Origin of the sequence: uncultured Modestobacter sp. (assembly GCF_947486615.1) — a bacterium.
Classification (GTDB): domain Bacteria; phylum Actinomycetota; class Actinomycetes; order Mycobacteriales; family Geodermatophilaceae; genus Modestobacter.
In genome coordinates, this window is record NZ_CANKUD010000004.1 from 58,681 (window position 1) to 78,865 (window position 20,185).

General features: G+C 72.9%; 25 protein-coding genes. All 25 read right to left on the reverse strand.

Annotated elements, in window-relative coordinates; translation table 11 throughout:
- Positions 1-24: 24 nt before the first annotated feature.
- The 25 genes from fliR to fliD all read right to left on the reverse strand — a co-directional run bounded on the left by fliR (position 25) and on the right by fliD (position 20,123).
- A complete protein-coding gene (gene fliR, locus Q1A09_RS08890; protein ID WP_299953729.1) occupies positions 25-789 on the reverse strand; it encodes a flagellar biosynthetic protein FliR in 765 nt (254 codons plus the stop codon).
- A gap of 6 nt (positions 790-795) precedes the next feature.
- Complete coding sequence (fliQ, locus tag Q1A09_RS08895; protein ID WP_299953731.1) at positions 796-1,071, reverse strand: flagellar biosynthesis protein FliQ; 276 nt, start codon at positions 1,069-1,071, stop codon at positions 796-798.
- Positions 1,068-1,901: a flagellar type III secretion system pore protein FliP gene (gene fliP, locus Q1A09_RS08900; protein ID WP_299953733.1), complete on the reverse strand. Its 834-nt coding sequence runs from the start codon at positions 1,899-1,901 to the stop codon at positions 1,068-1,070. Before fliP ends, fliQ begins: the two co-directional genes overlap by 4 nt.
- Complete coding sequence (locus tag Q1A09_RS08905) at positions 1,898-2,332, reverse strand: flagellar biosynthetic protein FliO (RefSeq protein ID WP_299953734.1); 435 nt, start codon at positions 2,330-2,332, stop codon at positions 1,898-1,900. The genes fliP and Q1A09_RS08905 overlap by 4 nt, the downstream gene beginning before the upstream one ends.
- A 76-nt stretch (positions 2,333-2,408) precedes the next feature.
- The gene (gene fliN, locus Q1A09_RS08910; RefSeq protein ID WP_299953735.1) at positions 2,409-3,146 is read right to left on the reverse strand and encodes a flagellar motor switch protein FliN; all 738 of its coding nucleotides are present in this window, start codon (positions 3,144-3,146) and stop codon (positions 2,409-2,411) included.
- Positions 3,143-4,120 (reverse strand): flagellar motor switch protein FliM, encoded by a 978-nt coding sequence (locus Q1A09_RS08915; protein WP_299953737.1) that lies wholly within the window; start codon positions 4,118-4,120, stop codon positions 3,143-3,145. Before Q1A09_RS08915 ends, fliN begins: the two co-directional genes overlap by 4 nt.
- 186 nt (positions 4,121-4,306) lie before the next feature.
- On the reverse strand, positions 4,307-4,786 hold the full coding sequence (locus Q1A09_RS08920; protein WP_299953740.1) for a flagellar basal body-associated FliL family protein: 480 nt from the start codon (positions 4,784-4,786) through the stop codon (positions 4,307-4,309).
- An 84-nt stretch (positions 4,787-4,870) separates the two neighbouring features.
- Positions 4,871-5,785 (reverse strand): flagellar motor protein MotB, encoded by a 915-nt coding sequence (locus Q1A09_RS08925; RefSeq protein ID WP_299953743.1) that lies wholly within the window; start codon positions 5,783-5,785, stop codon positions 4,871-4,873.
- Positions 5,782-6,552, reverse strand: coding sequence for a motility protein A (locus tag Q1A09_RS08930; protein WP_299953746.1), 771 nt, complete (start codon positions 6,550-6,552; stop codon positions 5,782-5,784). The genes Q1A09_RS08925 and Q1A09_RS08930 overlap by 4 nt, the downstream gene beginning before the upstream one ends.
- 3 nt (positions 6,553-6,555) lie before the next feature.
- On the reverse strand, positions 6,556-6,843 hold the full coding sequence (locus Q1A09_RS08935) for a flagellar FlbD family protein (RefSeq protein ID WP_299953749.1): 288 nt from the start codon (positions 6,841-6,843) through the stop codon (positions 6,556-6,558).
- 186 nt (positions 6,844-7,029) lie between these two features.
- Positions 7,030-8,334: a flagellar hook protein FlgE gene (locus Q1A09_RS08940; RefSeq protein ID WP_299953751.1), complete on the reverse strand. Its 1,305-nt coding sequence runs from the start codon at positions 8,332-8,334 to the stop codon at positions 7,030-7,032.
- A 57-nt stretch (positions 8,335-8,391) separates the two neighbouring features.
- On the reverse strand, positions 8,392-8,856 hold the full coding sequence (locus Q1A09_RS08945) for a flagellar hook assembly protein FlgD (RefSeq protein WP_299953753.1): 465 nt from the start codon (positions 8,854-8,856) through the stop codon (positions 8,392-8,394).
- A gap of 15 nt (positions 8,857-8,871) precedes the next feature.
- On the reverse strand, positions 8,872-10,125 hold the full coding sequence (locus Q1A09_RS08950) for a flagellar hook-length control protein FliK (RefSeq protein WP_299953755.1): 1,254 nt from the start codon (positions 10,123-10,125) through the stop codon (positions 8,872-8,874).
- Positions 10,122-11,069: a transglycosylase SLT domain-containing protein gene (locus Q1A09_RS08955; RefSeq protein ID WP_299953757.1), complete on the reverse strand. Its 948-nt coding sequence runs from the start codon at positions 11,067-11,069 to the stop codon at positions 10,122-10,124. Before Q1A09_RS08955 ends, Q1A09_RS08950 begins: the two co-directional genes overlap by 4 nt.
- Positions 11,057-11,506: a flagellar export protein FliJ gene (locus tag Q1A09_RS08960; RefSeq protein ID WP_299953759.1), complete on the reverse strand. Its 450-nt coding sequence runs from the start codon at positions 11,504-11,506 to the stop codon at positions 11,057-11,059. Before Q1A09_RS08960 ends, Q1A09_RS08955 begins: the two co-directional genes overlap by 13 nt.
- 55 nt (positions 11,507-11,561) lie before the next feature.
- Positions 11,562-12,884 carry a FliI/YscN family ATPase gene (locus Q1A09_RS08965; RefSeq protein WP_299953761.1) on the reverse strand — a complete coding sequence of 441 codons (1,323 nt, stop codon included), beginning with the start codon at positions 12,882-12,884 and terminating at the stop codon, positions 11,562-11,564.
- Positions 12,881-13,825 carry a FliH/SctL family protein gene (locus Q1A09_RS08970; RefSeq protein WP_299953762.1) on the reverse strand — a complete coding sequence of 315 codons (945 nt, stop codon included), beginning with the start codon at positions 13,823-13,825 and terminating at the stop codon, positions 12,881-12,883. Before Q1A09_RS08970 ends, Q1A09_RS08965 begins: the two co-directional genes overlap by 4 nt.
- Positions 13,809-14,885, reverse strand: a complete 1,077-nt coding sequence (gene fliG, locus Q1A09_RS08975; protein ID WP_299953764.1) for a flagellar motor switch protein FliG — start codon at positions 14,883-14,885, stop codon at positions 13,809-13,811. The genes Q1A09_RS08970 and fliG overlap by 17 nt, the downstream gene beginning before the upstream one ends.
- Before the next feature lie 141 nt (positions 14,886-15,026).
- Positions 15,027-16,580, reverse strand: coding sequence for a flagellar basal-body MS-ring/collar protein FliF (fliF, locus tag Q1A09_RS08980; RefSeq protein WP_299953766.1), 1,554 nt, complete (start codon positions 16,578-16,580; stop codon positions 15,027-15,029).
- A complete protein-coding gene (fliE, locus tag Q1A09_RS08985) occupies positions 16,580-16,906 on the reverse strand; it encodes a flagellar hook-basal body complex protein FliE (RefSeq protein ID WP_299953767.1) in 327 nt (108 codons plus the stop codon). The genes fliF and fliE overlap by 1 nt, the downstream gene beginning before the upstream one ends.
- A 2-nt stretch (positions 16,907-16,908) precedes the next feature.
- A complete protein-coding gene (locus Q1A09_RS08990) occupies positions 16,909-17,313 on the reverse strand; it encodes a flagellar basal body rod protein FlgC (RefSeq protein WP_299953770.1) in 405 nt (134 codons plus the stop codon).
- On the reverse strand, positions 17,313-17,642 hold the full coding sequence (gene flgB, locus Q1A09_RS08995) for a flagellar basal body rod protein FlgB (protein WP_299953772.1): 330 nt from the start codon (positions 17,640-17,642) through the stop codon (positions 17,313-17,315). Before flgB ends, Q1A09_RS08990 begins: the two co-directional genes overlap by 1 nt.
- Before the next feature lie 286 nt (positions 17,643-17,928).
- Positions 17,929-18,252, reverse strand: a complete 324-nt coding sequence (locus tag Q1A09_RS09000) for a hypothetical protein (RefSeq protein ID WP_299953775.1) — start codon at positions 18,250-18,252, stop codon at positions 17,929-17,931.
- A 50-nt stretch (positions 18,253-18,302) separates the two neighbouring features.
- Complete coding sequence (gene fliS, locus Q1A09_RS09005; protein WP_299953778.1) at positions 18,303-18,689, reverse strand: flagellar export chaperone FliS; 387 nt, start codon at positions 18,687-18,689, stop codon at positions 18,303-18,305.
- Positions 18,690-18,722: 33 nt separating this feature from the next.
- A complete protein-coding gene (gene fliD, locus Q1A09_RS09010) occupies positions 18,723-20,123 on the reverse strand; it encodes a flagellar filament capping protein FliD (protein WP_299953780.1) in 1,401 nt (466 codons plus the stop codon).
- Positions 20,124-20,185: the final 62 nt, after the last annotated feature.

Sequence of the window (20,185 nt, forward strand, 5' to 3'; positions counted from 1 at the left end):
CAGTCACCTCCTCCCGTGGGCACGTCAGCCGCTCCGCAACGAGGTGATCGCGTCCAGCGCGGTGTCCATCAGCGAGTCCACCGCCGCCGGCAGCAGCGGGAACGTCAGGCCCAGCAGGGTCAGGGTGATCATGATCTTGACCGGGAAGCCGATCGCGAAGATGTTCAGCGCGGGCGCGGCCTTCGACAGCAGGGCCAGGGCCACGTCGGCCAGGAGCAGCACGGCCACCATCGGCCCGGCGATCTGGATCGCGGCCAGGAACATCATCGAGAAGGCCGTCATGAGGGTGGAGGCCACCTGGTCGGTCGGCAGCGCGCCGCCCACCGGCAGCCCCTCGTAGGAGGTCACGAAACCCCGCACCAGCAGCAGGTGGCCGCCGCTGGTGAACAGCAGCGTGGTGGCGAGCAGGTAGTGCAGCCTGCCGATCACGCCGCTGGTGGTCAGCGACATCGGGTCGTAGGCCGGCTGCAGCGAGAAGCCGCCGGCGAGGTCGATGACGTCACCGGCCAGCTGGACGGCGGCGAACAGCACCTGGACGATGAAGCCCAGCGCCGCGCCGATGATCGCCTCGGTGACCGCCCCGACGATCAGGAACCCCGCGGTGATCTCCGGCATCAGCCCGGTGATGTGCGGGAACGCGACCAGCGCGAGGGCCAGCGCCAGCGCGCCCTTGACCGCCCGGGGAATGCCGTTGGAGTTGAACGGCGGCGCCAGGACGATGAACCCGGTGGCCCGCGTGCTGGCCAGCAGCAGCGCCGCCAGCGTCGCCGAGGGGACATCGAGGTCCATGCCGGCTCAGGCCTTGCCGAGCAATCGCGGCAGCGACGCGAACAGCTGGTCGGTGAAGGAGACGAGCTCCGAGAGCACCCAGTTGCCGGTCACCAGCAGCGCGATCGCCACCGCGATCATCTTCGGCACGAAGGAGAGCGTGGGCTCCTGGATCTGGGTCGCCGCCTGGAACAGCGAGATCATGAAGCCGACCAGCAGGGCGGTCAGCAGGATCGGGGCGGCCACCTTGGCCCCCACGATCATCGTCTGCGTCGCGATGTCCGTGACGTCTGCGTCGCTCATCCGTACGACCCCACCAGCGCGGTCGTGATGAGTGCCCAACCGTCGACGACCACGAAGAGCAGCAGCTTGAAGGGCAGCGACACGACGGTCGGCGGCACCATCATCATGCCCATCGCCATCAGCGCGGCGCTGACCAGCATGTCCAGCACCAGGAACGGGATGAACACGACCAGGCCGATGATGAAGGCGCTCTTGAGCTCGGAGAGCACGAACGCCGGCACCAGGGTCAGCATGCTCACCGACTGGGCGTCCGCCGGCGCTTCCTCCCCGGACAGCCCGATCATCAGCTTCAGCTCGTCGTCCCGGGTGTTGTCCAGCAGGAACGTCTTGAGCGGCTCGACGCCGGAGTCGTAGGCCGCCGAGGCGGTGATCGCGCCGTCCAGGTAGGGCTGGACGGCGACCTCGTTGATGTCACCGAACACCGGGCCCATCACGAAGATGGTCAGGAACAGCGCGATGCCGGTGAGCACCTGGTTGGGCGGTGAGGTGGGCAGGCCCAGCGCGTTCCGGGTCAGCGCCAGCACGATGAGGATCTTGGTGAACGAGGTCACCAGCAGCAGTGCCGACGGCGCAATCGACAGCACGGTGATCGCCAGGATCAGCGTGACCGCGGTGCTCGGGCTGTCCCCACCGATGGAGATGTCCAGTCCGCCGTCGTCCACCACGGGCGCGGTGGGGTCGGTCGGTGCGATGGGGGCGGTCGGCGCGGCCGAGGCGGGGCCGGCCAGCAGCACCATCGCGACGACGGCACCGAGCAGCACGAGCAGCAGCAGGGCCGACCGCTGCGCGGTCGACCGGCCGCGGGTGGCCGGCGCAGGCAGGGTGGTCACGACCGTCGCACCGTCCGCTCGCGCAGCTCCTGCACGACCGTCGTCCAGGTGCCGCGGTCGAGCACGGACCCGGCCAGGGCGGGGGAGCCGACGCGGGCCGGAGGGCGCGGGGCGGGTACGCCGTCCAGGTCGCCGGCGGTGCCGGTGACGGCCGGGCGCACCTGGGCCGTGGCCAGCGCGGTCCGCAGTTCCTCGTCCTCCACCTCGGCGAGCAGGGTGACGTGCTCCTCGGTGGAGCCGACCACGAGCACCCGGCCGGCGACCCGCAGCACCGAGACGCTGCTCGCCCGGCCCATGCGCTGGCGGGCGACGACCTCGATCACGCCGGTGGTGCCACCGAGCCCGCGCTTGGCGGCCAGCCGGCTGGCGAACAGCAGCACCGCCGCGATGAAGCCCAGGCACAGCACCAGGCGGATGATCATCCACGTCATCGCTCGACTCCGAACTCGTTCCGCTCCTCGGTCGCTGGCGCTCCCTGCGATGCTCGCTCGCACGTCGTCTTCGGGGTCACGGGGCCGCCGTCCCCGGGTCGGCGTCGGTCACGATCTCGCTGATCCGCAGGCCGAAGTCCTCGTCGACGACGACGATCTCGCCGCGGGCGATCAGGGTGCCGTTGACCAGCAGGTCGGCCGGTGCGCCGGCGGCGCGGTCGAGCTCGACGACCTCACCGGGGTGCAGGGAGAGCAGCTCGGAGACCGTCATCCGGGTCCGGCCGATCTCGACGGTGACCTCCATGGCCACGTTGCGCAGCAGGTCCAGGCTGCCGCGCCGTTCACGCCGCTGCGGCAGGGTGACCTGCAGGGCCAGCGTCGCGGCGATCTCGCTGCCGTTGACCAGGGGGACGGCGAGGAAGACGCCCTTGTCACGCAGGCCGTCCAGCGCGGGGACGACCTCCTCGACGCGCTCGGCGGCCACCCGGACCCGGCCCAGGGCCGCGGCGGCGGCCTCCAGCGCGGGGCGCAGCGCAGTGGCGACGTCCATCGGGCCGACCGGGGAGTTGGTCAGCGCGCTGACGATCTCCTCGGAGAGCACCAGCACGATGTCGCCGCTGACCTCACCGCCGAGGGCTGCGGTGACGGCCGCCCCCGGGGTCGCCGGGAGGGGGACCGACTCGGGGTCGGCCACCGTCTCCCCGGCGCGCAGGTCCAGCTCGGCCGGCAGCGCGGCCGCGGCGGCCTGGGCGGCGGCCGCGACGGCGGTGGCGATGGTCTCGGAGTCCGAGGAGGTGCCGAAGGCGGTGGTCATGGGTGGTCCTTTGCGACGGTCGCGACGATGTCGGGGACGATCTCGGCGGCCAGGCGGCGCCGGTGGTTGCTCGGCAGGGCGTGGGCGAAGGTCACGTCGTTGGTGGTGACCTCGAGCGGGCTGTCCTGGGTGTGCCGCAGCAGCAGCACGTCGCCGACGGCGAGGGACAGCAGGTCGCCGGAGGGGACCTCGATCGGGTTGAACCGGACGCTGACGTCGACCGGCACGTCGTTGAGCCGCTCGGTCAGCGCCTCGTGGGCCCGCTGCCGCTTGACCCGCGCGGACTCCGACAGCTGCGGGGAGGCCGCGTTGTTCAGCGCCCCGACGAAGGCGGAGAACGGCAGCACCAGCGTGGCCTCGGGCTCCCGGGTGCCGATCCGCATGCTGTAGGTGGAGACCATCACGGTCTCCGAGCCCGACGCCGCCTGGGCCAGCTGCGGGTTGTACTCGACGCCGTCCAGGGCCGGCTGCAGCGCGGTGATGTGCGCGAAGGCCTCGGCGAACTGCTCGAGCAGCTGCTGCAGCAGGTGGCCGGTGATGCTGCTCTCCATGCCGGTCATCGGCCGGTTGGGCTGGTCGCCGGCGCCGGCGCCGCCCAGCATGTGGTCGACCATCGCCATCGCGGTGTCCAGCGGGTAGGCCAGCAGGCCCTTGCCGGGCAGCGGCTCCAGCGTGAAGACCGCCAGGAAGTACGACGGCGGCAGCGTGGCGACGTAGTCGTCGTAGGAGAACTGCTCGATGCCGACCAGTTCCATCCGCGCCCCGGTGCGCAGCGCCGAGGTCAGCGTCGTCGTCGCCTGGCGGGCGAAGTTCTCCTGGGCGATCTGCAGGATCCGGACGTGCTCGCGGGAGAGCTTCGTGGGGCGACGGAAGTCGTAGGTGCGCGGTTCCCGTCGCCGGGCACGCCCCTGCCCGTCGGGGTTCCGGGGGGCGGGGACGCTGGGCGCCTCGGCCACGGTGTCGGACAGGCTCACGCATGTCCTCATCGGCGGTGGGGTGGTCGACCCTGACCGCCGGGGACCAGCCGGTACCGGTTCTCCGGTACCGGCTGGTGCCGGTGCGTCCCTCTGGGGGAGGAGCGTCTGGTGTGGTGCTGGTCGGCCCCCTCGCAGGGCCCCGGCACGAGCGTGCGAGTGCCGGGGGGCGAGGGGGTCCTTCGACTACTGGGTGACGTACTCCGTGTACCAGAGCTCGTACACGTCGCCGTGGTAGGCCTCGACGACCGCTGCCTCGAAGGCGGCCTTCATCGCCTCGCGGTTGGTCTGCACGTCCGACAGTGCGGCGCCGGAGAACTGCGAGATGGCGATGTCCATGGCCTTGGAGCCGTCCGGCGTGGCCCCGCCGCCGTGCCCGCCGCCGCCGGCGTGCTCGTCGTAGGCGAGGGAGAACTGCAGCGTGAAGCCGAGCTTCAGGTAGCTGCCGCCGGCCAGGTTGATGGCCACCGAGTCGACGGGCAGGACGACCGCGCCGGCCTCGGGTGCCGGCTCCGCCTCGGCCTCGCCGCTCCCGCCGAACATGAAGAAGTACGCCGCGGCGCCGAGCGCCAGGACGGCGACCAGCCCGATGATCAGCAGCTTCTTCTTCCCGCCGCCCGCGGCGTCCTCGTCCTCGGGCGTCTCCTTCTTGGTCTTCTTGCTCATCCGTGGCCTCCCTCGGAGTTCGGTGCCCGCGTGGCTGTGGGTGCGCGCGGTGCGTCGGTGGTGCGGGTCGGTGGGACCGACCGGCTACTGGGCTGCGGCCTCGAGGCCGGGCAGCAGGGCGTTGGCGCTCGCCGAGGCGTCGGACAGGACGACGACGTCGACCCGCCGGTTGACCGTGACGTAGCTGGGGTCGCTGTCGGGCACGAGCGGCCGGGTGCTGCCGTAGCCCGCCGCGGACATCCGGGTGTCGGGGATGCCGTCGGTCTCGGCGAGGTGCCGCAACACGGTCGTGGCACGGATCGCCGACAGCTCCCAGTTGGACGGCCACGGGCCACCCGCGGTCACCGGCAGGGAGTTGGCGTGGCCCTCGACCTCGATCTGGTTGGGCAGGCCGAGCAGCGTCGGGGCCAGTGCGTCGAGGACGACCGTGCCCTGTGGCTGCAGTGTCGCCGACTCGGGCGCGAAGAGCACCGGGTCGGACACCACGTGGATGACCAGGCCGCGCTCGTCGATGACGAACTCGGCCGCGCCGGACTGCCCGGCTGCGGCGAGCGCCTGCTGGAGCTCGGCGCGGGCCGCGGCGAGCTGGTCGTAGGCCGCCTGTGCCTCGGCGGCGGTCTGCCGGGCCGCGGATGCCGCGGCCGCCTCGGCCGCCGCCTGCTCCGCGGCGGTCTGCGCGGTGCCGTCGATGGCGGCCTCCTGGGCCACCTGGACCGGCTTGAGCGGGCTGTCGTTCTCCGTCGGTGCGTCGATGGCGGCACCGTCGTTGAGGATGGTGATCGGTGCACCGCCGCCCTCGCGGGCGCCCGCCGCGAAGGCGGTGAACTTGGCCGCGTCGATCGAGCTCATCGCGTAGAGAACCACGAACAGCACGAACAGCAGCGTCATCATGTCGAAGCCGGACACCAGCCACCGTTCGTGGTTCTCGTGCTCCTCGTGCTCCTCGTGCTTCTTGCGGCGGCCACCCCCGTGGCCGCCGTGCCCGCCGCTCTTGCTCATGCCGCCTCGCGCTCCTGCTCACTGGGCGGGATCAGCGAGGTGAGCTTGGCCCGGACGGTGCGCGGGCTGGTGCCGGCCTGGATCTCGGCGATCCCCTCGACGAGCAGCTCCATCTGGGCGGCCTGGAGCTCGCTGACCCGGGCGATCTTGGCGCCCATCGGCAGGAACCAGAAGTTGGCGGCCATGACGCCCCACAGGGTGGCGATGAACGCCGCGGAGACCATCGGGCCCAGCGCCTCTGGGTTGCTGAGGCTGCCCATCACGTTCATCAGCCCGACGATGCAGCCGAGGATGCCGATGGTCGGCGCGTAGCCGCCCATGGTCGTGAAGAACTTCCCCGCGACCTTGTCCTCGGCCTTCTTGGCCGAGATCTCGCCCTCCAGGATGGCCCGCAGGTCCTCGGGGTCGGTGCCGTCGATGCTCATCTGCAGCCCGCGCTTGAGGAACGGGTCGTCGATGTCCTTGACCTGTGCCTCGAGCGCGAGCAGGCCCTCCTTGCGGGCCTTCTCGGCGAGGCTGACCAGGGTCTGGATCTGGTCGGCGGCCGGGGGCACCTTCGCCGGCAGCACGGCCATCTTGAACCAGGTGGGGATCTTCTTCAGGTCGGCCATCGTCTGGCTGGCCAGCGCGGCACCGAAGGTCGCGATGATGACCAGCACGATCGCCGGCAGGAAGATCAGCGACGTCGGGTCGGCGCCCTCGAGGATCATGAAGACGAAGAACGCGATCAGGGAGATCGCGAACCCGATCAGGGTGGCGGGGTCCATGGCTCAGCGCTCGTCTCGGCTCGGGAAGGGCACGACCGAGGCGTCCTCGGGGCCCTGCAGGTCGGTGGTCGTCGGCGGGCGGTACTCACCGCGGTCCATCTGGAAGGCGACCGCCTGGATGCCGGCCCGGTAGTCGCGGACCTCGCGGACCACCTCGTCGACGGTCTCGGTGACGACGTACTTCGTGTCGTCGCGGAGCGTGACCACGGTGTCGGGATGGCCCTCCACCCGCTGGATCAGCTCAGCGTTGAGCACGAAGTGCTCGCCGTTGAGGCGCGTCAGACGGATCACGGACTGCTCCAGGGGTTCGGGGGTGGCGGGATGCCACGTCGGGCCTCGTCGCGCCGCACTGCTGTCATCGGCGGTTCGAGGGTGGGGCTTGAGCCGGATGGCCCGGCCACCCCGTACGGGTGACCGGGCCGTCCGGCCCCTCCTCACCGGCACGAGCGTGCGAGCGGCGAGGAGGAGGGGCCTGCGTCAGCGCTTGAGCTGGACCAGGTCCTGCAGGATCTCGTCGGAGGTGGTGATCACGCGGCTGTTGGCCTGGAAGCCACGCTGGGCGACGATCAGGCCGGTGAACTCCTCGGCCAGGTCGACGTTGGACATCTCCAGCGCGCCGGCGGACAGGCTGCCGCGGCCGCCGGTGCCGGCCTGCCCGACCAGCGGGTTGCCGGAGTTGTCGCCGGCCCGGAACGAGCTGTTGCCGGCCTTCTCCAGGCCACCGGGGTTGGTGAAGGTGGCCAGCGCCAGCTGCCCGATGTTCTGCCGCAGCCCGTTGGAGTAGATGCCGACGATCGTGCCGTCGTTGGCCAGCGAGTAGCCCTCCAGCACGCCCATCGCCGAGCCGCTGTCGGCGGTGGTCTTGGCTGCGGCGTCGCTCTTGCCGCCGAACTGGGTCATCGCCGACAGGTCGATGTTCACGTCCTTGGTCCACGCGGCGGCGCCGGCGGTGGCGCTGTCGAGCTCGAAGACGGCAGGCATGGGCGTGTGGAGGGTCCCAGCCGGCCGGGGCAGGCCGTTCCCGTCGAGGTAAGCGCCGGTGCCGTCGGCGAACTGCAGCGTGAGAGCAGGGCCCATCTGAGTCCCCGGTGAGGTGGCCGACGCGGTCGAGGTGTCGGTGAAGGTGACCGCCCAGCTGTTGGCCGGGGTGGCGTTGCGGGTCATCGACACGCTGATCGGGTGGGCGTTGCCCAGGTCGTCGTACATGGCGATCTGCGAGGTCACCGGCGTCTCGTCGGCGACCGGGGTGGCCGAGAGGTTGCCGGCCAGCGCCGCACCGGTGGTGGCGACCGGCGCCAGCACCTGGCCGGTCGGGATCCGCAGGTCCTGCACCGGGCCGTTGGCGTCGACGACGCCGAGGGCGTTGGCCATCCAGCCCTGCAGCTTCGCCCCGTCGGGGGTGACCAGGTTCCCCACGCCGTCGGTGTCGAAGGAGCCGGCCCGGGTGTAGAGCTGCTCGTTGCCGACCTTGGTGACGAAGAAGCCGTCGCCGCTGATCATGAAGTCGCTGGCCCGGCCGGTGTTCTGGGTGGAGCCCTGGCCGAAGTTCGTGGTGATGCCGGCGACCTTGACGCCCAGGCCGACCTGCGCCGGGTTGGTGCCGGCGACGCCGCCGTTGGGCGCCGAGCCGTTGCGCAGCACCTGGCTGAGCGTGTCCTCGAAGACGGTCTGGCTGGCCTTGAAGCCGACGGTGTTGACGTTGGCGATGTTGTTGCCGGTGACGTCGAGCTTGGTCTGGTGGGCGCGCAGGCCGGAGATGGCCGAGAACATGGAACGCAGCATGGGGAGGACTCCTCGCGATCGGTGATCGGTGTCGGTTCGGGGGACGGGACGCCGGGGTCAGCTGGCGGAGGTGCCCGTGGTGGTCGGGGGAGTGGTCGGGGTGACGACCTCGGCGACGGTGATCTCGGTGACCCGGCCCAGCGGCACGGCCTTGTCGCCGACGATCGCCCGCGGCTCGCTGCCGGCGGTGACGATGACCGAGGAGACCGCGCCGGTGACGGTGGTGCCGTCGTCGGCGGTGTAGGCCACGTGCTTGCCGACCAGGGCGCCGGCGCTCAGCGAGCGCTGCAGGGTGAGCAGCTCGGCGTTCTGCTTGGCGATCTCCTCGAGCTTCTCCACCTGGGTGAACGTCGCGGTCTGCGCCATGAACTCGCTGCTGCTGGTCGGGTTGCTCGGGTCCTGGTAGCGCATCTGGGCGACCAGCAGCTTGAGGAAGGTGTCCTTGCCCATCTGGTCGGAGCGGTCGACCGCGCTGCTGGCGGTGGTCGTCGAGGTGCCGACGCTGCCTACGGGGGTGGTCATCGAGCGGACTCCAGGTCAGACGCGGACGTCCACGCCGGACGACGTGGACCGGGCGGTGGTCAGGGGGGTGCCGTCGGCGGCGACGGCGTCGGGGACCGAGCCCCAGGTGCGGGGCGCCTGCTGGCCGGGCTGGCCGGAGGAGCCCTGCTGGCCGGCGCGGGCGTCGAGCAGCTGCTGCTGGGCCGCGCGGGAGCCCGAGTCGGAACCGGTGCCGGTGCCGACGTCGAGCTTGCTCAGCGACAGGCCGGCGCCCTCCAGGTCGCGGCGCAGGTCCGGCAGCGCGTCGACCAGGGCCTGCCGGCCGTGGTCGGAGGCGCCGTGCAGCATCAGGTCGAGCGTGCCGTCGGTGATCGTGACCGCGACGGTGACCGGCCCGAGCGACTCGGGGGTGATCACCATGGTCATCGTCTGGCTGCCGTCCGGCGCGTTGCGCAGGACGGCGATCTGCCGGCCGAGCTGGGCGGCGACGGGTGCGTCGTCCGGCAGCGGGGCCGGGGCCGGGGCGGCCTCGGCGGGGGCGCCGACGGTGGCGCTCGCCGTCGCACCGCCCAGCGTGAACACCGCGTCGGCGTCCTGGGGTGCGTCGGCCGCGGCCGCCGGCACGGCACCGGCCGCACCGCCGGTCGCCCCGTCGGTGTCCGCGTCCGCCGACCCGGCCGCCCCGGCGGCGGGCGGTAGCACGCTGCCCGCGACGACGGCCGGCTCGGCGGTGACGGGGCCGCCCGTGGGGGCGGGCTCGCGGACGACGGTGAGCCCGGCCGCCTCGGCCAGCACGTCGACCGCGGCCGGCGCGGGGACGGCGGTGCCGGTGGGCTCGGTGGCGACCTGCAGCTGCTCGGCGCCCGGGACCGCGGCGCCGGGGACCGGCACGTCGGCGGCCGGTGTGCCGGGCAGCGTGGGCACCGCGAGTCCGGTCACCGCCCCGATCAGGCTGGCCGCCGCGGTGCTGGCGGCCGTCCCGGGGGAGGAGGTGGTCAGCGGGGTCACCGCGGTCATCAGCGCCCACAGCCCGGGCACCAGCACCACCGGCGCGGGCGCCGTGGCGTCGGTCTCGGCCTGCTCGGCGTCGGTGGTGGCGGGGTCGCCGGTGGCCGTGCCGCCGCCGGAGAGCGTGTCGTCCAGGGCGGTGTCGAGGGCGTCGGCGAAGGCGGGGGAGCCGTCGGCGGGCGCGGACGCCGTGCCGGTCGGGCCGCTGCTGCAGGCCGTGCTGGTCGGGCCGCCGGCGCGGGCCGCGGCCGGCATCACCGGCATCGAGGTGGGAGCGGTCATGAATAGGCCTCCGCGGCTCGGGTCACCTTCTGGACGTAGGACTGCGTCTGGCCGTTGGCCGGGATGCCCCCGGCCCGGCTCACGGCGCCGGGGCCGGCGTTGTAGGCGGCCAGCGCCAGCTCGGTCGAGCCGAACTGCGCGGTCAGGCTGCTCAGGTAGCGAGCGGCGCCGTCGATCGCGGACGCCGGGTCGGCCGCGTTGACGCCCAGCCCCGTGGCGGTGGCGGGCATGAACTGCATCAGCCCGGTGGCGCCCGCGGAGGAGACCGCGGAGCTGTTGAACCCGGACTCGACCTTGGCGACCGCGGCCAGCAGTGCGGGGGAGATGCCGTGCTTGGCGCCGGCCTGGGTGAAGAGGTCGGCGTAGGGCACCCCGGCCAGCCCGCCGCCGGTGGCGGCGGAGACGGCGGCGGTGCTGGTGCCCTCCGGGAGCACCCGGCGGATGAGCGTCGGGTTGCCGACGTCCTGGACCTTGACGACGTCGCCCTCCTGCGGGGCGGCGATCATCTTCCCGCCGCCGATGTAGAGGCCCACGTGGTCGATCCCGGTCCGGGACGAGGAGTTGTCGAAGAAGACCAGGTCGCCGGGCTGGGCCTCGGCGAGGGAGGCGACGGGCCGGCCGGCGGTGGCCTGCTGCGAGGAGGTCCGCGGGATGCTGATCCCGAGGTCGGCGTAGACCCGCTGGGTGAAGCCGGAGCAGTCCAGCCCGGTGGCCGGGTCGGTGCCGCCCCACTTGTAGGGGACGCCGAGGTACTTGGTCGCCGCGCCGACGACCTCCGCGCCGGTGCCGGTGGCCGACAGCGTGGCGGTGCTCGTCGCCGAGCCGGTGCCGGTGAGGCCGGCGGCAGCGGCCGCGCTGGCCCACGAGGCGCTGGTCGCCGCGGGGGGCGTGAAGCGTGCCTGGATCTGGCCGATCCGGGCCTGTACCGCGATCAGTCCGTCCACGTCTCCTCCTCCCTGTCGGTGGTGCTGTAGCGGCCGGTGACCAGGTCGTCGACCGCCCGTACCTCGGCGGCGTCGGCCGCTGCCTGCAGGGCGGCTTCGTGCCGTTCCCGCAGGCGCTCCAGGCCCTTGGTGCGCTGCGCGGCGGCGGTCCACCGCGCACGCACCAACTCGGCCTGCTCAGCCCGGGCGAGCGCGAGTGCCCGTGCAGCAGACACATCGGCAGCCGCGGCGGTCGATGCGACCATCGCGGCCACGAACGCCCCACCGGTCGCAGCCGCGGGCAGGCCGCGCCGGCCCAGCGCGACGGCGTCCCGCTCGGCCCGCTCGGCCGCCTCGGACGCCTCGCGGGCTGCCTGGGCCGCCGCGAGGGCGGCGGCCCGCTCCTCGGTCCGGCGCAGCCGCAGCACCGGTTCCAGGCGGAAGGCCGGCTGCTTCACGGCGCCGGGCAGCCGGGGCCGGCGGGCTCGCGACCGGCCCGCACACGGCCGGCGCTCACGCGGTGGTGGCGATCGCGTGCAGTCGGGCGAACGCCTCGGCGGTCGAGGTCGCGTCGTCCCCGGTCTGCCGCAGGAAGGCGTCGATCGCCGGGACGAGCCGGCGGGCCCGGTCGACCAGCGGGTCGCTGCCGGTCTGGTAGGCGCCGATCTCGATGAGCTCGCGGACGTCGCGCAGCGCGGCCATCATCCGGCGGATCTCCCGGGCGTCGGTCATCTGCGGCGGCGGCACGATGGTGTTCGCCACCCGGGAGATCGACTCGAGCACGTCGATGGCCGGGAAGTGCCCGGCGGTGGCCAGCTTGCGGGTGAGCACCACGTGCCCGTCCAGGATCGACCGGGCGGTGTCGGCGATCGGCTCGTTGTGGTCGTCACCCTCCACGAGCACCGTGTAGAGGCCGGTGATCGACCCCGTCGTCGACGTGCCGGCCTTCTCCAGCAGCTTGGGCATCATCGCGAAGACGCTCGGCGGGTAGCCGCGGGTCGCCGGCGGCTCCCCGGCCGACAGCCCGACCTCGCGCTGGGCCATCGCGGTGCGGGTGATCGAGTCCATCATCAGCAGCACGTCGCGGCCCTGGTCGCGGAAGCCCTCGGCGATCCGGGTGGCCACGAACGCGGCCTTGAGGCGCACGAGCGGCGGTTCGTCGGAGGTCGCGACGACGACGACGGTGCGCGCCATGCCCTCCGGCCCCAGGTCCTCCTCGAGGAACTCCCGGACCTCGCGGCCACGCTCGCCGATCAGCCCGATGACCCGGACGTCGGCGTCGGTGCCCCGGGTGATCTGGCTCATCAGCGTGGACTTGCCGACGCCGGAGCCGGCGAAGATGCCCAGCCGCTGGCCCTTGCCGACCGGGACGAGGGTGTCCAGGGCGCGGACGCCGGTGGTCAGCTGCCGGCTCACCCGGGCGCGGGTGAGCGCGTTCGGGGTCTCGCTGGTCAGGTCCACGTACCGGACGGCGGAGCCCAGCGGCGGGCCGCCGTCCATCGGCCGGCCCAGCCCGTCCAGCACCCGGCCGAGCAGGGACTCGCCGACCGGCACCTGCAGCGGCATGCCGGTGGGTCGCACGCGGGCGCCGGAGTGCACGCCGGACAGGTCGCCCAGCGGCATGCAGGTCAGCCGGTCGCGCTGCACGGCGACGACCTCGGCCAGCAGCGGCCGCGGGCCGGTGGTGACCTCGACCAGGTCGCCGACGGCGGCGGAGACGCCCTCGACGGTGAGGGTGAGCCCCATCGCGCCGGTGACGATCCCGGTGATCTGCGGGCGGGCGGCCGCGCGGGCGCGCTCCAGAAGATCGGCGGTGCCGAGTCCGAGCACGCTCACGAGCGGAGCACCTCGCGGACCCGCTCGAGCGCGGCGGACAGCTGGGCGTCCACCCGCTGGGTGCCGGCCTCGGCCAGGGCGCCGGCCCGCTCGACGGCGTCGTCGGCGACCACGGTCACCGACGCGGGCAGGCCCGCGAGCGTGTCGGCGGGGACCTCGGCGAGGTCGTCGGGGTGCAGCCGGACGACGACCGGGACGTCGCGCGGGCAGAGGGTGAGCGCCCGGCGCAGCGCGTCCAGCCCGGGGGAGGCGGCCATCGCCAGCTCCCGGCCGAGCAGGTCGCCGACCAGCACGAGGACGGTGTCCAGCACGCTGTCCCGCAGCTCGTCGACGACCGGGGCGGCGGTGGCGTCCAGCTGCTCCACCGCGGCGCCCATGGCGGCGGTGGCGGTGGCCAGCCGGCGCTCCCAGCGCACCTGCACCGCGGCGAGGCGCTCCTCGGCGGCCCGCTCGGCGGCGTGCACCACCTGCTCGGCGGCGACCAGGCCCTCGGCGTGGCCGGCGGCCCAGCCCGCCCGGCGGGCCTCCTCGCGCAGCCGGGCCAGCTGCTCGGCGTAGACCTCGCCCAGCCGCAGCCCGACCCGGGCGGCCGACGCGGAGTCGGCGTCCCGGCTGGTGGTGGAGGCGGTGGACGGCGGGGTCGGCACCGGAACGGCGTCGACCGGGCCGGCCAGCACCGTCGGCGGCGGGCCGGACCGGGCCGGTGCCGGCGGGGGCACCGGCGGGGTCGCCGGACGCACGACCACGGACTCGTCGGCGAGCGCCGTCGTCCCGCGCCGTCCCCAGACCGGGGCGCCGGGGGCGCTGCGCTGGTAGGGGATGGCGTCGGCGGCCGAGGACCCGCGCAGCAGCAGCGTCTCGCGCCTGCCGTCGGGCGACGTCCGCTGGGACGCTGCCCGGTCCGTTGCCCGCCCGCCGGCGACGTCAGGCGACGAAGTCATCCTCACCACCCCGCGAGATGGTCAGGGTGCCCTGCTCCTCGAGGGTGCGGATGACCGCGACCACCTTGGCCTGGGCCTCCTCGACCGTGCGGGTGCGCACCGGGCCGAGCAGCTCGATCTCCTCGATCAGGTTCTCCCCGGCGCGCTCGGAGAGGTTGCGGACCACCTTGTCCCGGACGTCCTGCTTGACGCCCTTGAGCGCGGTGGCCAGGTCGTTGGCCTCGACGTCGCGCAGCACCAGCTGCAGCGACCGGTCGTCGATGGTGACGATGTCCTCGAAGACGAACATCTGCGAGCGGATCCGCTCGGCGAGCTCCGGGTCGCTGTTCTCCAGCCACTCCAGGATCGAGCGCTCGGTGGGCCGCGAGGACCGGTTGATGATCTCGACCAGGGTCTCGACGCCGCCGACGGTGGCCATGTCCTGGTAGGCCAGCAGCGACCCCATCCGGCGGCCGAGCTCCTCCTCGACCATCCGGACCATCTCCGGAGCGGTGCGGTCCATCATCGCGATCCGGTAGGCGACGTCGGCCTGCTGGTCCGGCGGGAAGCCCGACAGCACCTCGGCCGACTGCGGCGCCGGCAGGTGCGCCAGCACGAGGGCGACGACCTGGGGGTGCTCGTCCTTGAGGAAGGTGACCAGCTGCCGGACGTCGCTGTTGCGCAGCGAGGCGAAGGGCAGCTCCGTGTAGACCACGTTGAGCCGGGAGAGGATGCCGTCGGCCTTCTCCTCGCCGAGGCCCGCGGCCAGCACCTCGCGGGCGAACTCGACACCGCCGGTGCCGACGAAGCGGCGGGCCTGCATCAGGGCGTGGAACTCGCTCAGCACGTCGTCGACGTCGCCGCCGTCGACCCGCTGCAACCCCATAAGCTCACCGGTCAGCTTCTCCACCTCGGAGGGTCGCATCTGCGCGAGCACGGCGCCGGCCTCCTCCTTGGTCAGCTGGGCGAGGAACACCGCTGCCTTGCGCAGGCCGGGCAGCTCGGGGCGGGAGGACGCGGCGAGCTGACCACCGGTCCGGGCCGGCACCCCGGTGAGCTGTTCGATGCTGGCGATGCTCACTGCTGTCGTTCCCCCCTCGTCACGGACGCCGGCGGCGTCCACCTACTTGATCGGCAGTCCGGGGCCCCACCCGGCAGGGCATCGGCCCCGCCGGGGGAGGCCCCGGACGTCGTGCTCACCGGGCGGTCCGCCCGGTCGTGCTCACTTGGCGTCGGCGAACCAGCCGCGGAGCATGGTGGCGACCTCGTCGGGCCGGTCGCTGACCATCTCGGAGATCTCGCCGCGCACCCGCTCGCGCTGGGCGGCGGCCAGCTGGGCGGCCCGGTCGTCGAGCTCGGGGTCGCGGACGCTCTCGACCTGGATGCGCTCGTACTCGGGCTCCTCGTCCTCCAGCTCCTCGTACTCCTCGCGGTTGCGCCGGGAGCGCAGCCAGACGATGAGCACCAGCAGGGCGATGCCGAGCGCGATGCCGCCGGTCTTGATCATCGACCACATCTGGGCGGTCTTCTCCGCCTCCCGCGCGGCCGCGAGGTCGGCGGCGGCCTGCTCGGCCGCGGTGTTGTCGAAGGCCATCGCGGCGACCGTGATGGCGTCGCCCCGGGCGACGTCCAGCCCCACCGCGTTGCCCACCAGGTCCTGGATCGTGGCCTGGTCCAGGGCGCCGGCGGTGGCGTCGTCCATGACCACGGAGACGGTCAGCCGCTCGACCGCGCCGGGGGCGCCGGCGATGGTCTCCACCGTCTTGTCGACCGCGTTGTTCGAGGTGGTCGACTCCTTGTCGTAGGTCGAGTCCCCGCCGCCCGCGGCCACGTCCTCCGCGCCCAGCACCCCGCCGACGGCGGCACCGGTGCCGGTGTAGCTCTCGGTGGTGGTCGACTCCGACAGCGCCGGGGTGCCCTCGTTGTACTGGTAGCTCTCGGTGGTGGTGTCGCGCTGGGAGAAGTCCAGGTCGGCGCGGACGGAGACCACGGCGTTGCCGGGGCCGGCCACCCGGTCGAGGATCTGCTGGGCGTTGGCCGCGAGCCGCCCCTCGTAGGCCTGCTCCTGCTCCGACTGCGCGTCGCCGGCGGCGCCGGTGGCGCCCCCGCCGGCGGCGGACAGCACCGCGCCGGTGGAGTCGGCCACGGTCACCGAGTCCGGGGACATCCCCTCGATGCTGGAGGAGACCAGGTGGGTGACCGCCTGGATCTGCTCGCCGCGCAGCTCGGTGCCCGGCGCCAGGTCCAGCAGCACCGAGGCGGTCGGCTCGGCCTGGTCGGTGGCGAAGACGTCCTCCTTGGGCAGGGCGACGTGCACCACCGCGGAACGGACGCCGTCCAGCGCCTTCAGGGTGTTGGAGAGCTCGCCCTCCAGGGCCCGCTGGTAGGAGACCTGCTGCTGGAACTCGCTGGTGGTGATGCCCTGCTCGTCCAGGAGGGAGTAGCCGGTCTCGTTGCCGGCCGGCAGCCCCTTGCCGCTCATCGCCAGACGCATGTCGTAGACCTTGTCCTGGGCGACCATGACCGTCTGGCCGCCGTCGGCCAGCTCGTAGGGCACGCCCTCGGCGTTCAGCTCCTCCACGATCGCCGAGGCGTCGGTGGAGGCCAGGTTGCTGAACAGCGGCGACAACGTCGGCGCCGTGATCCACCGGGTGAAGAAGACCCCGCCGAGCAGCAACCCGACCAGCAGCAGACCGATCACGATCTTCTGGCCGAGGCTGATGGTGGACAGGGTCGTCCGGATGCGGTCGAGCGGTCCGGCGAGAGCGGCGGGCATCAGATCTGCATCCTCATGATCTCGGTGAAGGCCGCCACCGCCGAGTTCTTCAGGGTCACCACGGTGTCGGTGGCCAACCTCGCCTCAGTGCTGGCGATCATGTAGTCGTGCGCGTCCTGCAGGTCGCCGGTGGCGGCCTGCAGGGCGAGGGTGTCGGCCGTGCCCTGCACCGCGTTGAGCGAGTCGATCGAGCCGGTGAGGACCGCGGCGAAGCCGCCGTCGCCGGAGACCGACGCGGGCGCCGCGGCCGAGGCCGCCCCGGCGACGCCGGCCACGTCGGTGATGCCGGGCATGCCGAAGGAGATGCCGCTGATCGGCGAGGTCATGGTCAGCCCTTCCCGAGCTGGAGGGCCTGCTGGTAGGCCTCGGTGGCGCTGCGGATGGTGGCCAGGTTGGCCTGGTAGCCGCGCTGGGCCATGAGCAGCTGGGTCATCTGGTCGCCCAGGTCGATGTCGGGGTAGCGGACGTAGCCCTCGTCGTCGGCGAGCGGGTTGCCCGGCTCGTAGACCATCCGGCCCTCGGCGCTGCCGAGCTCGACGCCGGCGACGCGGACGCCGCCCTGACCGGAGCCGTACTGCACGGCCTCGGCGACGACCATCCGCTCCTGGAACGCGTCCTCGCCGGGGGCGTTGACCGTGTTGATGTTGGCCATGTTGTCGGCGACCGCGTCCATCCACTTGCGGTGGACGAACAACGACGAGCCGCCGATGCGCAGCGTGTCGAACACGGTCATCACTGCGTCCGCAGGGCCGAGCGCAGCAGGGCGTACTTGCCGTCCAGGGCGCTGATCGACAGCTGGTAGCGCAGGCCGGTCTCGGTGGCGATGACCGTCTCGGTGTCCAGGTTGACGTTGTTGCCGTCGGTCCGGGTCGGGTCCATCGACCGGGTGACGGCGCTCTGGCCACCGGTGGCGACCGCGCCGTTGGCGATCTCGTTCTGCAGGGTCGACTCGAAGTCGACCCGGCCGGCCAGGAAGCCCGGCGTCTGGACGTTGGCGATGTTGTCAGCGGTCACCCGTTGGCGCTGCTGCAGTCCGGTGAGGGACGCGTGCAGGGCCGTCATGGTCGAGTCGGTGATCACCGGACGCTGCGCAGGGAGCGACGGAGCACGAGGTACCTCCGGGTACGGCGGGACGCGCTCGCAGGAGGTACCTGCGAACGAGGGGGGCCGCCGATCCGTGGCGAGAGTGGTGCATTCCGTGCAGTGGAGTCATCGGCAGCCACGGGGCCGACCGTGACCACATGCACCCGATCGGGCACGTCCAGCCACAGAACGCACACGTCCCCCGGGGCCAGAGTCGCGACTGTGGCCCCGGGGGACGGGGGAGTGCTGGTGGTGCGGGTGGGGGCTACAGGGCCCGGTCGATGAATGAGGCGACCGGGCGGGTGGGGGCGTAGGACATCCGGGCGGCCAGGTCGCGCTGCTTCTGCGACTGGGTGATCCGCTCGACCAGGGCCTCGGCGACCGCGAGCTGGTGCTGCAGCAGCCGGGCGGCCCGCTCACGCAGGTCGTCGGGGAGCGGCCCGAGGTTGCTCGGCGGGATCCAGTCGGTGGACCGGCGACCCCAGGCCGCGATCTCGTCCGCCCGCCCGCGAGCGAGGGTCTCCTCCGCCTCGTACACGTCGCCCTCCAGGGCGTCGAGCACCACCGGCCAGCTCCGGGCGTCGTCCACCAGGGCAGGGAAGTCCCCGATCCGGTTGCGGCCGGGGCCCGGGCCGCCGGTCACACCGGTGCCGAGGCCAGGGAGGCCGCAGCCTCCCGCCACGCGTCGCGCAGCGGCTCGACGATCTTGCGGCAGTCGGCGACGACCCGGGCGCTGCCCTTCACGTTGGCCCGCACCAGCTCGCCGTGCAGCCAGGTGTACAGCGCGGAGAGGCGGGGACCGCCCTCCCAGCTGTCGACCTGCAGGCTGGAGTGCAGCTCCAGGACGATCTCCTGGGCGTGCTGCAGCTGGCTGTTCGCCTCGGCCCGGTCCCCGCCGTCGAGCGCCTGCTCGGCCCGCTCGAGGTCCAGGGCCAGGCGGTCGTACAGCATCACCAGCAGGCGCTGGGGCGACGCGGTGCTGACCGAGTCGCCGAGGTAGCGGTTCCGCAGGGCAGCGGCACTCATGTGGTGTTCCTCCGGGGGAGCGGTCGGGGTGGGTCAGGAGCCGGACGACCAGCTGGGCAGCGAGCCCAACTGGGAGGAGAGCCAGGACGACTTGCTCTGCAGGGTGCCCAGGGCGACCTCCATGGCGTTGAACCGGGCGGTGATGCTGGCTTCCCGCAGCTCCAGCCGGCGGTCCCAGTCCTCGATCTGGCTCGTCAGGGTGGAGGCCTCCTGGTCCTCGCCCTTCGCCTTCAGGACCAGGATGCCGGTCGTCGAGTTGGTGGCCTGCTTGGCGAGGGCGAGCAAGCGCTGGGCGACACCCTGGACCGCGGGGCTGGTCGTGCCGTCCGGTCCGGTCGTGGCGTCGGCGCCGTTGACCAGGCGCTGCACCGTGGTCGGGTCGGCGGCGAGCGCGGCGGTGAACGTCTCGGCGTCGAACGAGAGCCGGCCGTCCCGGGTGAGCGTGATGCCCACCGTGGACGCCGACGCACCACCGATGGCGGTGGAGATGGTCGACAGGACCGAGTTGCTCAGGGCGCGCAGCGTGCTGTCGCCCTTGAGCACGGCCGTGCTACCGGTGCTGCTGTTGGTGTGCGTGGCGATCGCGGACAGAGCGGCGTTGGCGGCGTCCACCATCGTCTTGACAGCGGTGCTCACCGCCGCCGGGTCGCTGTCCACGCCGACCGTCGTGAAGCCGGTGGGATCGGCCTTGGAGACGGTGAAGGTGACCCCCGGGATGAGGTCGGTGAAGGTGTTGGTCGCGGAGCTGGCGGTCAGCCCCTCGATGCCCAGGTCGAGGGTGGCGTCCTGGCCCTGCGCGAGGAGGGCGAAGCCGGTGGTGGTACCCCCATCGGTGCGTGGGGTCTCGGCGACCGTGAAGACACCGCCGCCGCCGCCGGTCGTGGAGGTCAGCTGCAGCCGGAACTTGTCGCCGGCCAGCTGCACCACGGTGGCGGTCACGCCCACACCTGCGGAGTTGATCGCGGAGGCGGCGTCGGTGAGGGTGCCGCCGGCCGGGAGCTCCACGGTGGCGGTCTTCCCGGCGCTGTCGGTGATGGTCAACGGCCAGCCCGGCCCGTCGGTGCCCAGCGGGGCGGTCTTCGAGGACCACTGGCCCTGGCTGATCTCGGTGTGCGTCCGGGCCAGGGTCAGGACGGAGAAGGAGACCTGGCTCCCGGGCTTGGCAGTGGCTGCGGCGGTCGCGACGACATCGGTGCTGGAGCTGGTCGCCTTGGCGGCGCCGAAGGTGGCCGACTTGGTGAGCGCCTCGGCCGCGCTGCGCAGCGCGTCGAACGTGGTGTTGACGGCGCGGTAGGCGGCGGCGTCCGCCTTGGTGTCGAGCAGCTTGTTCTTCAGCAGGGTCTGCGGGTTCGCCTCGATCTGCATGAGCTGGCTGATCATGGTGTTGTAGTCGATGCCCGAGATGAGGCCGGTGCTCACGCTCATGCCTGCCATGTCGGTTCCTCCGGTCTCGGGGGCGGTGCGGGGATCTGCTGCTGGGGGATGACGCCGGTGAG

What these genes read in the sequence shown, in the direction of transcription:
- Q1A09_RS08940 (WP_299953751.1), bottom strand. Translation starts at nt 8,334, where the DNA reads ATGCTGCGTTCCATGTTCTCGGCCATCTCCGGCCTGCGCGCCCACCAG.
- Q1A09_RS08970 (WP_299953762.1), bottom strand. Translation starts at nt 13,825, where the DNA reads ATGACTTCGTCGCCTGACGTCGCCGGCGGGCGGGCAACGGACCGGGCA.
- fliD (WP_299953780.1), bottom strand. Translation starts at nt 20,123, where the DNA reads ATGGCAGGCATGAGCGTGAGCACCGGCCTCATCTCGGGCATCGACTAC.
- fliR (WP_299953729.1), bottom strand. Translation starts at nt 789, where the DNA reads ATGGACCTCGATGTCCCCTCGGCGACGCTGGCGGCGCTGCTGCTGGCC.
- Q1A09_RS08930 (WP_299953746.1), bottom strand. Translation starts at nt 6,552, where the DNA reads ATGGACCCCGCCACCCTGATCGGGTTCGCGATCTCCCTGATCGCGTTC.
- fliN (WP_299953735.1), bottom strand. Translation starts at nt 3,146, where the DNA reads ATGACCACCGCCTTCGGCACCTCCTCGGACTCCGAGACCATCGCCACC.
- Q1A09_RS08925 (WP_299953743.1), bottom strand. Translation starts at nt 5,785, where the DNA reads ATGAGCAAGAGCGGCGGGCACGGCGGCCACGGGGGTGGCCGCCGCAAG.
- Q1A09_RS08905 (WP_299953734.1), bottom strand. Translation starts at nt 2,332, where the DNA reads ATGACGTGGATGATCATCCGCCTGGTGCTGTGCCTGGGCTTCATCGCG.
- fliQ (WP_299953731.1), bottom strand. Translation starts at nt 1,071, where the DNA reads ATGAGCGACGCAGACGTCACGGACATCGCGACGCAGACGATGATCGTG.
- flgB (WP_299953772.1), bottom strand. Translation starts at nt 17,642, where the DNA reads ATGACGGCCCTGCACGCGTCCCTCACCGGACTGCAGCAGCGCCAACGG.
- Q1A09_RS08990 (WP_299953770.1), bottom strand. Translation starts at nt 17,313, where the DNA reads ATGACCGTGTTCGACACGCTGCGCATCGGCGGCTCGTCGTTGTTCGTC.
- fliE (WP_299953767.1), bottom strand. Translation starts at nt 16,906, where the DNA reads ATGACCTCGCCGATCAGCGGCATCTCCTTCGGCATGCCCGGCATCACC.
- fliF (WP_299953766.1), bottom strand. Translation starts at nt 16,580, where the DNA reads ATGCCCGCCGCTCTCGCCGGACCGCTCGACCGCATCCGGACGACCCTG.
- fliS (WP_299953778.1), bottom strand. Translation starts at nt 18,689, where the DNA reads ATGAGTGCCGCTGCCCTGCGGAACCGCTACCTCGGCGACTCGGTCAGC.
- Q1A09_RS08950 (WP_299953755.1), bottom strand. Translation starts at nt 10,125, where the DNA reads ATGACCGCTCCCACCTCGATGCCGGTGATGCCGGCCGCGGCCCGCGCC.
- Q1A09_RS08945 (WP_299953753.1), bottom strand. Translation starts at nt 8,856, where the DNA reads ATGACCACCCCCGTAGGCAGCGTCGGCACCTCGACGACCACCGCCAGC.
- Q1A09_RS08920 (WP_299953740.1), bottom strand. Translation starts at nt 4,786, where the DNA reads ATGAGCAAGAAGACCAAGAAGGAGACGCCCGAGGACGAGGACGCCGCG.